Raw genomic sequence first — 6,662 nt, 5'->3', positions numbered from 1 at the left:
ATGTTGTTTTACTTTGTTCCTGAACGTTTGTAGGTTGCTTATTGTTTACTAATTGTTGTTCCTCTGCAAACGATACCAATGGTGAAGATAATACCGTTAATCCTGCCGTGAATGCTACTACTTTTTTATTAAATTTAATGTTCATTTTTAATTTGGTATACCTCACTATTTTAATAGATATACCTTCCTCCTTGTACTTCTTTTAGTGTGAATATTAGTTTAAATAATGGTAGCCTGCCCTCTCAAAATAACAGGTTGATTTTACATTTCATATGTCAAACCGGCATCTATAAGTCCTACATGAAATGTTAGTACTTTAGAATTATAACACAGCACTTTTGCAATACTTCCAAGACTCTTGCAAGCAATCTCCTAATCTTGGATATACTGATAGTATGACTCTAAAAAAACTTTTAATATATAGCAACTTTCTCCACTTATCTTATGAGCCTCTACAACAGAATCTTTTGTTACAATAATATCTAAAAACCCAGAATGTTCATTGGTCTTCATAAAAATAGTGATAAAAGCTAAATGAGATTTCCCTAATTTCATCTCATCTAATAAAATTGTATAGGCCCTTATAATTCCCTCTTCCTCCTGTTTTCTAATCCTATTCCCTACAGCTTGCCCAGTTATATGTATTTTTTTACCAATATCTCTCCACTGTACCCTCGAATTTTCTTTTAATAAATTCAGCATCTTAATATCTATATAATCAATCATACATAAAAAAGAGCGGTAGATATTCATTCAATACATAAAAAAAGACTATTCATTCTGTATTGATATACAAAAGAATAGCCCCCATAGTTATCGAACTACATATGCTTTGTCATTAGACCTAGTTTTTAGGATGCATTAAGCCTAGAATACTTTGATCTTGAATGTTCCACCATGATAATAATTTTTACCTACTTTTAATAGGGCAGTATACGTTCCTGGAGTATACGTAGGATTAATTTTTGTAGTAAATGTCCCTATACCTCTAGTAGAATTTGTATCCTTGATTTCATCAATAATTTGTAAATTATTGTTGTCATCGATACGATAAATTCTAAGAATACCATAATCAATATGGCTATTTCTTATTGTCACACTAAACGTTTGTCCATTTCTTAAATCACTTACTGCTAACTCTGGCATATATATTGCATTATGATGGATGTATCCATAATCCGGAAAACCCCAATCTGTTGCTGCTGCTACTTGATTCGTAGGTTTAATCATTTCTACTGTAGTCAACCCTCCAAATGCTAAAGCTCCTGTAAGTACTAATGTGCTAAATTTTTTCATTGTTCATTACCTCCTATATATTTCTTTTATTCCTGTATAATACAAATCTATCTTGTAATATATATATCAGGAGTTTGATAAGTATATTTTCCATTATTCAAAATATTAAAACTAATAAACTTTTCCTTTAAAGGGGAAATTTATACTATTTTTTTATTTAACTCGACCATATCCTGCAATATATTTACTCCAATAAGAACTATTTAAGCTAGCTTCACCAACCCCGGAATTACTAGCATTATAAAACTTGTTATCACCAATATACATACCAACGTGAGTAATGCCTGATTTGCCTGGAACCGTTCCTTTAAAGAAAACTAAATCTCCTTTTTGAAGAGCCTTTCTATCGACACGGGTAGTTTTATTATATTGATCTTGTGCTGTACGTGGTAATTTAATTCCTTGTGTTCCATATCCCCATTGCATTAATCCCGAACAATCAAATCCAGTTTTAGGACTATTTCCGCCATATTTATATGGTTTACCTTCATATTTTTTCATCTCTGCATAAACTTTGCTAAATTGGCTCGCAGTTATTGATTTTGTGGTGGAAACTGATATAGATTGTATTGTGTTTTCATTTTGAGAAACACTATCAAGTTCATCTGCAGAAACAAAACTACTCCCCGATCCTAGCATGACACCTAACGTTAATGTCCCAATTAAAATTTTCTTCATAAATTTCTCCTCCTGTAATCTTTTGTAAGGTTTTATCCTTCTCACCTAATAGATTAATCCAGATATAAAGAGGAATAAATACACAGAATTAGACATTATTCTACATTTTTTTAATATTTTGTATTTTTATTAACGTTTTATTTTACTATCTTTGTTTAAATTCAATAAATTTAGGGATTAGATTAATGATTTATGCAACACAAGCATAAAAATGCATTATTAAAACATTCAGATATTAATTGAGAAATAAATATAACTATTTAATGTATAGGTAATTATTAATTTCTTTTACAAAATATGAGGTGGTTCAAGTCGGAGGAAGGCACCTTAGGGTGTCTTTTTTATTATGGATTTTTTTAGAAATAATTTGAAATATTATACAGTTTATTATGTTATTATGTTTGTAGGATTTCTGGTTTTAAAAATTACAAGAATTAATAGGGGGAAACAATAATGAAGTTAGGAAAATTAGCATTAATTGGGGCGTTAACTTTTAGCGGTTTTACTGCAATAGAAATGAGTAAACCTACCTCACAAGCAGCTGCAGCTTACTCAGATCCACTTAATGATGATTGGGGATTTAAAACCATTGTAGATTTACAAAATCTAGAGGAAAGTACATATCAACCAGATTGGAAAATTGGGAATTTAATAACTGGTGATACATTTTACTTAACACAGCACTTTGGTAGAGAACATTTTGGTGCACAAATGAAAATTTTTAAAATCCACACAAATGGTACCCTAGAACGATTCCAAACAATAGAACCAGAATTTATTCCTGGAACAGAAATTTGGCAAACCCCTATCACAGATAGCTATACAAGCGGTACTTATGTCGCTGCAATTAAATATCGTGGTGAATTCACGTATTCAAATCAATTTACAATCAATTAGGGATATAACGTGATCATTTATTTTTTACGAAACCCACCCTTTTGCTTCCGACGGCGACGCGGAGTGGGTTTTTTGTTATCTTTTTCTAAAATTTGTTTCCTAAAAACATACACAGACACTTCACGTACAATGGCTTTCACAAATTCTTTTAGAAGCTCAAACAAAAACTCCATAGGTATATCATCCCCTTTCCTTCCAAATGGAAAGAAGGGATAACCAATCACCCTCACAATAAACAGTTAATCCTATTTTATTATACTAGTACAATCTCACCAATATAAAAAAGACCACCATTACTGGCAGTCCTTTTTTGGTAGTTTTAGAAATTAAATTATAACATAATAATATACAAATTAAAAATATACCTTTACAAAAGATACTATAAGTTTTTTATAATTCTTGATTTCTCAATTTTCATTGCATAATGAATTTTTCTATGGGTATTAACAACTAACATTAAAATTATCAATTCACTAGATTATTAGAAAAAACTGGTTATCTATATAATTATTTAGTAAAATATAGATATAATTTAAGAGGGTAAAGTTAATATAGTTCAACTAAGTAATGCTAAGAAAATGTTTTATTGCATAAAAAAAAAGCTCCATTGCTGGAGCACTCAAAATAAAATAAATAAACGAATTAAAACAAGAAACAGACAATTTAACTATATACTTTAAATATAAATAAATCCATATATATGCAATAATGCATATAAAAAATTCTATTTATTGATTCTATAATAGACTTACTCGATAATTGTTATATTTTTTTATGTTTTTTAAGCAATACAATACCTTCTTAACACCAAGTGTACAAGAAAAAGAAGACATCTTAATCGATTTCTTCTTTTCTTATATAATAACACAATAAAAGATTGCATTGTATCAAATAGAAAATAGAGGAATTTTAATAGGTATGTAAAAATACATAATAAATGAACCGAATATTATGATATACTCCTAAAGAGCTGATACAAAACTTCTTTAGATTGGAAAACTAAAGTCTTATCTACCCAATTGTGGGGGCGCCTTATGGCGTCTTTTTTTTATAAGAAACCCCCAAGCATTCATACACTTGAGGGGGTACCGGCAGCATTTCGAAAAAAAACCACGCTAAGAGCATACAAGATTTTATACAGTTTTTCGGCTAATCCAGTAACAAACGAGAACCCTAAAACCCGCGCCACAATAGAAATGTATAAAAAGATATATAGAATGATAGAAAAAGAAAAAGACGGATTTCTTGTGAGAGTAAGGGTCCACCTTTTTCCTTGCTACCGAAAATAGGACGTTATGTTAACCGAGCATGAATACAATATACATATTGCATTTTATCTATATTAGATAAGAGTAACTGTATATAATAAAGATATCATTGTGAATAATATGGGGGATAGAAATGAAAAAATTTATAGTTAGTTACTTAGTATGTCTTATATTTTTTTCTATATTTACATCTAATTTGGAATTTATAAATAACTCTGAAGGTATGAAAGCATCATTTGGTTCCCCCTGGTCGATGACTCTTCTTTACATTATGTATGGGAGCATACCTGTACTTATAGGCTGTTTACTAGGAGAATTTTCTTATAGAAAAATAAAAATAAGTTATAAATTAAGTATTGGGATTCCCCTGTTTATATTATTAGGTGTTTCCTATACATATTTAATATACATTGGATTATCTGGAGCATATGTATCTTATTCTATAATGGATTTTATTAAATTTAGTCTTCCTATTACTTTGTCCTCCTTAGTTTTCTATTTTATAAGACGAATAAACTGATGTTGATCAACTTCTGATAACGAAAATTATGTAAATAAGCTGTCTATATGGACAGCTTATTTTATTTTTTGCTTAGCGTAGTTTTTTTCAAAAATGCTGGCGATACCCCATTGCTATCAAGTTGTTCTCCAAAACGATAAAAATAAACTTTGGTGCTATACAAACACAAAATTTCCATTTAGGGGGGGTACTTTAAAATCTTAGCTTAATAGGCATGGGGCGGTACCTCTACTACATCAGTGTTTTAACTCATTATCACCAACCAATGGTTTATTATTTTTTTAGCAATCCTAAACTTAGCAAAAGTATAATTTTGCTAAGTTTTCTTATATCATGCCACCTTTAGATTTCTTGTAATATTTTCATTGGCATTATGCAACTGATTATGATAAAAGACTTATAGAAGAACATAAAAAATGGAGTCCCTAATCGGACTCCATTTTTACCTACCCTACTCTTTTGTATCAAAGATTAGTTATGAAGGATATTTTATTATTTATCTACAAGTTCCATTCTTTTTTTTAGAAATATTTTACGTGCCTCTTCATCTAGAAGGTCTTTGAATGAATCGTGGTAACTATAATATTTCATCCTTTCCTCCTCACTAAAAACTTCTAATATGGAGGTTTTACTACTGAGATTTCCCTTTGCTTTTTCAAGTGCTTTAATCTCTAAATCTAAAATCTTAACATACTCTTTATGTACTCCCTTAAATTCGGAAGGGGCATTGAGTTTTTTTGTTCAGTACAACTTTGTATTAAACCTACACAAATGAAAATACACCTATAATTATGGTTTGGTGATAACCTTGCCGGCCAATCCCGCTAGTATAATTGCTTCGGTTATCTTTGTTCCATTTGTTGCATCCACTCCATAAAAAGCGTTTAATGCATCAACAAACCAATCGGCGTTCTCTAAAACTGTATATCCATTACTTTTTAGTGAAGTAAGAATAGTAGTAACAGTACTATATTTTTGAGAATCACCCATTTCCAACCAATCATTACCGTCTTTTGTAGAAGAATTTGCTTTAGTTGTACTAGAGTTAATACTATTATCTTTTCTATCGATAACCAAAATCCCCTTAGAATTGAATTCAAATCTATCTCCAACCACTAGGGTCCGTTCCTCCCCATTCATATTATTGATGTTCGGATCCTCATAAAACATCCTATATTTTTCTTTGCTTGTAGAGAATTCAACATACCAGATATCACAAAGAAAAAGTCTACCACAGCTTAGATCACCATTATTCTCCTTATTAACTTCATGTATTTTATCTATTGAATGTGAAATAAAGGCGAATTGTTCCGCTTCCTTTAATTCTTCAAAAGAATCATTCAAAGTACCTAGAATATTATAGTGTAGATTGGTATCATCAGAATCTACATCCTTCTCATATTTAACATTCGTTAAATATTTTGTAAGTACCTCATCAGATTTGAGTGATTCGATAGATTTCTGTACTTGTTTTTCTAATGATGCTTCTGTCTCCTTTTTTTCCTCCGCCGTTACACCACAAGATGTAAGTAGAATTAAGCTAATAAAAGTTAAAATAAAATAGAATAAATTCCTCAAGTAACATGGCTCCTTTTACATAAATACTTTCAAAAACAGATAAAAAACGTAACCTTCTAAAATATTTACATTATTATAAGCATAGTAAGTTTATAATAAATCGTTTTATCTTTATATTAATTATATATTGATATTAAAGCTTTTGAAAAGCTAATTAGTTATAACTTTGAAATAAAGCTACTTTTTATTCAAAATGATTAAACTTTTTTTGTAATCTGCACCCGCTGTATATTTCGAATGAAGTTTGATTAAAAATACCTCATAAACCCTTAATTTATGATAAATAAAAAGAAACCATTTTGAAAAATTTTTGATCTAAACAGCTTCTTTGTTTATTAATTAGTATAATAATTTTATAAAAAAAGTTTAAATACAATCGAGACATTAGCTGCCATAATCGGAGTTATAATAGCAATTGTACTTGG

General features: G+C 29.7%; 7 protein-coding genes. 2 read left to right on the top strand and 5 right to left on the bottom strand.

The window, feature by feature from the left end:
• Window positions 1-372 precede the first annotated feature (372 nt).
• From OXT04_RS24565 to OXT04_RS24555, 3 genes are all read right to left on the bottom strand, one after another.
• Window positions 373-726 carry an Lrp/AsnC family transcriptional regulator gene (locus tag OXT04_RS24565; RefSeq protein ID WP_098564646.1) on the bottom strand — a complete coding sequence of 118 codons (354 nt, stop codon included), beginning with the start codon at window positions 724-726 and terminating at the stop codon, window positions 373-375.
• A 141-nt stretch (window positions 727-867) separates the two neighbouring features.
• Window positions 868-1,296 carry a DUF5065 family protein gene (locus OXT04_RS24560; protein ID WP_000714723.1) on the bottom strand — a complete coding sequence of 143 codons (429 nt, stop codon included), beginning with the start codon at window positions 1,294-1,296 and terminating at the stop codon, window positions 868-870.
• A gap of 153 nt (window positions 1,297-1,449) precedes the next feature.
• Window positions 1,450-1,974 carry a C40 family peptidase gene (locus OXT04_RS24555; RefSeq protein ID WP_000721879.1) on the bottom strand — a complete coding sequence of 175 codons (525 nt, stop codon included), beginning with the start codon at window positions 1,972-1,974 and terminating at the stop codon, window positions 1,450-1,452.
• A gap of 453 nt (window positions 1,975-2,427) precedes the next feature.
• Between OXT04_RS24555 and OXT04_RS24550 the strand changes: the two genes are divergently transcribed.
• Window positions 2,428-2,871, top strand: a complete 444-nt coding sequence (locus OXT04_RS24550) for a DUF5065 family protein (RefSeq protein WP_000765887.1) — start codon at window positions 2,428-2,430, stop codon at window positions 2,869-2,871.
• 17 nt (window positions 2,872-2,888) lie between these two features.
• On the opposite strand, the gene OXT04_RS24545 is transcribed toward OXT04_RS24550, so the two are convergent.
• Complete coding sequence (locus OXT04_RS24545; RefSeq protein ID WP_000394765.1) at window positions 2,889-3,044, bottom strand: hypothetical protein; 156 nt, start codon at window positions 3,042-3,044, stop codon at window positions 2,889-2,891.
• Between the two features lie 1,228 nt (window positions 3,045-4,272).
• On the opposite strand from OXT04_RS24545, the gene OXT04_RS24540 reads away from it, so the two are divergent.
• Entirely contained in the window at window positions 4,273-4,659 is a 387-nt protein-coding gene (locus tag OXT04_RS24540; protein ID WP_000713582.1) for a hypothetical protein, read from the top strand.
• A gap of 789 nt (window positions 4,660-5,448) precedes the next feature.
• Here the strand turns inward: OXT04_RS24540 and OXT04_RS24535 are convergent.
• Entirely contained in the window at window positions 5,449-6,237 is a 789-nt protein-coding gene (locus OXT04_RS24535) for a hypothetical protein (protein ID WP_001245069.1), read from the bottom strand.
• Window positions 6,238-6,662: the final 425 nt, after the last annotated feature.

Origin of the sequence: Bacillus sp. GC_Bacil_1 (genome assembly GCF_026540675.1) — a bacterium.
Classification (GTDB): domain Bacteria; phylum Bacillota; class Bacilli; order Bacillales; family Bacillaceae_G; genus Bacillus_A; species Bacillus_A cereus.
Note: the sequence above shows the minus strand (reverse complement) of the source record. Positions and strands in the feature narration are given on the sequence as shown.

Excerpts from the sequence above, each read along its gene's own strand:
- OXT04_RS24540 (WP_000713582.1), top strand. The coding sequence starts at position 4,273 with ATGAAAAAATTTATAGTTAGTTACTTAGTATGTCTTATATTTTTTTCT.
- OXT04_RS24565 (WP_098564646.1), bottom strand. The coding sequence starts at position 726 with ATGATTGATTATATAGATATTAAGATGCTGAATTTATTAAAAGAAAAT.
- OXT04_RS24555 (WP_000721879.1), bottom strand. The coding sequence starts at position 1,974 with ATGAAGAAAATTTTAATTGGGACATTAACGTTAGGTGTCATGCTAGGA.
- OXT04_RS24560 (WP_000714723.1), bottom strand. The coding sequence starts at position 1,296 with ATGAAAAAATTTAGCACATTAGTACTTACAGGAGCTTTAGCATTTGGA.
- OXT04_RS24545 (WP_000394765.1), bottom strand. The coding sequence starts at position 3,044 with ATGGAGTTTTTGTTTGAGCTTCTAAAAGAATTTGTGAAAGCCATTGTA.
- OXT04_RS24550 (WP_000765887.1), top strand. The coding sequence starts at position 2,428 with ATGAAGTTAGGAAAATTAGCATTAATTGGGGCGTTAACTTTTAGCGGT.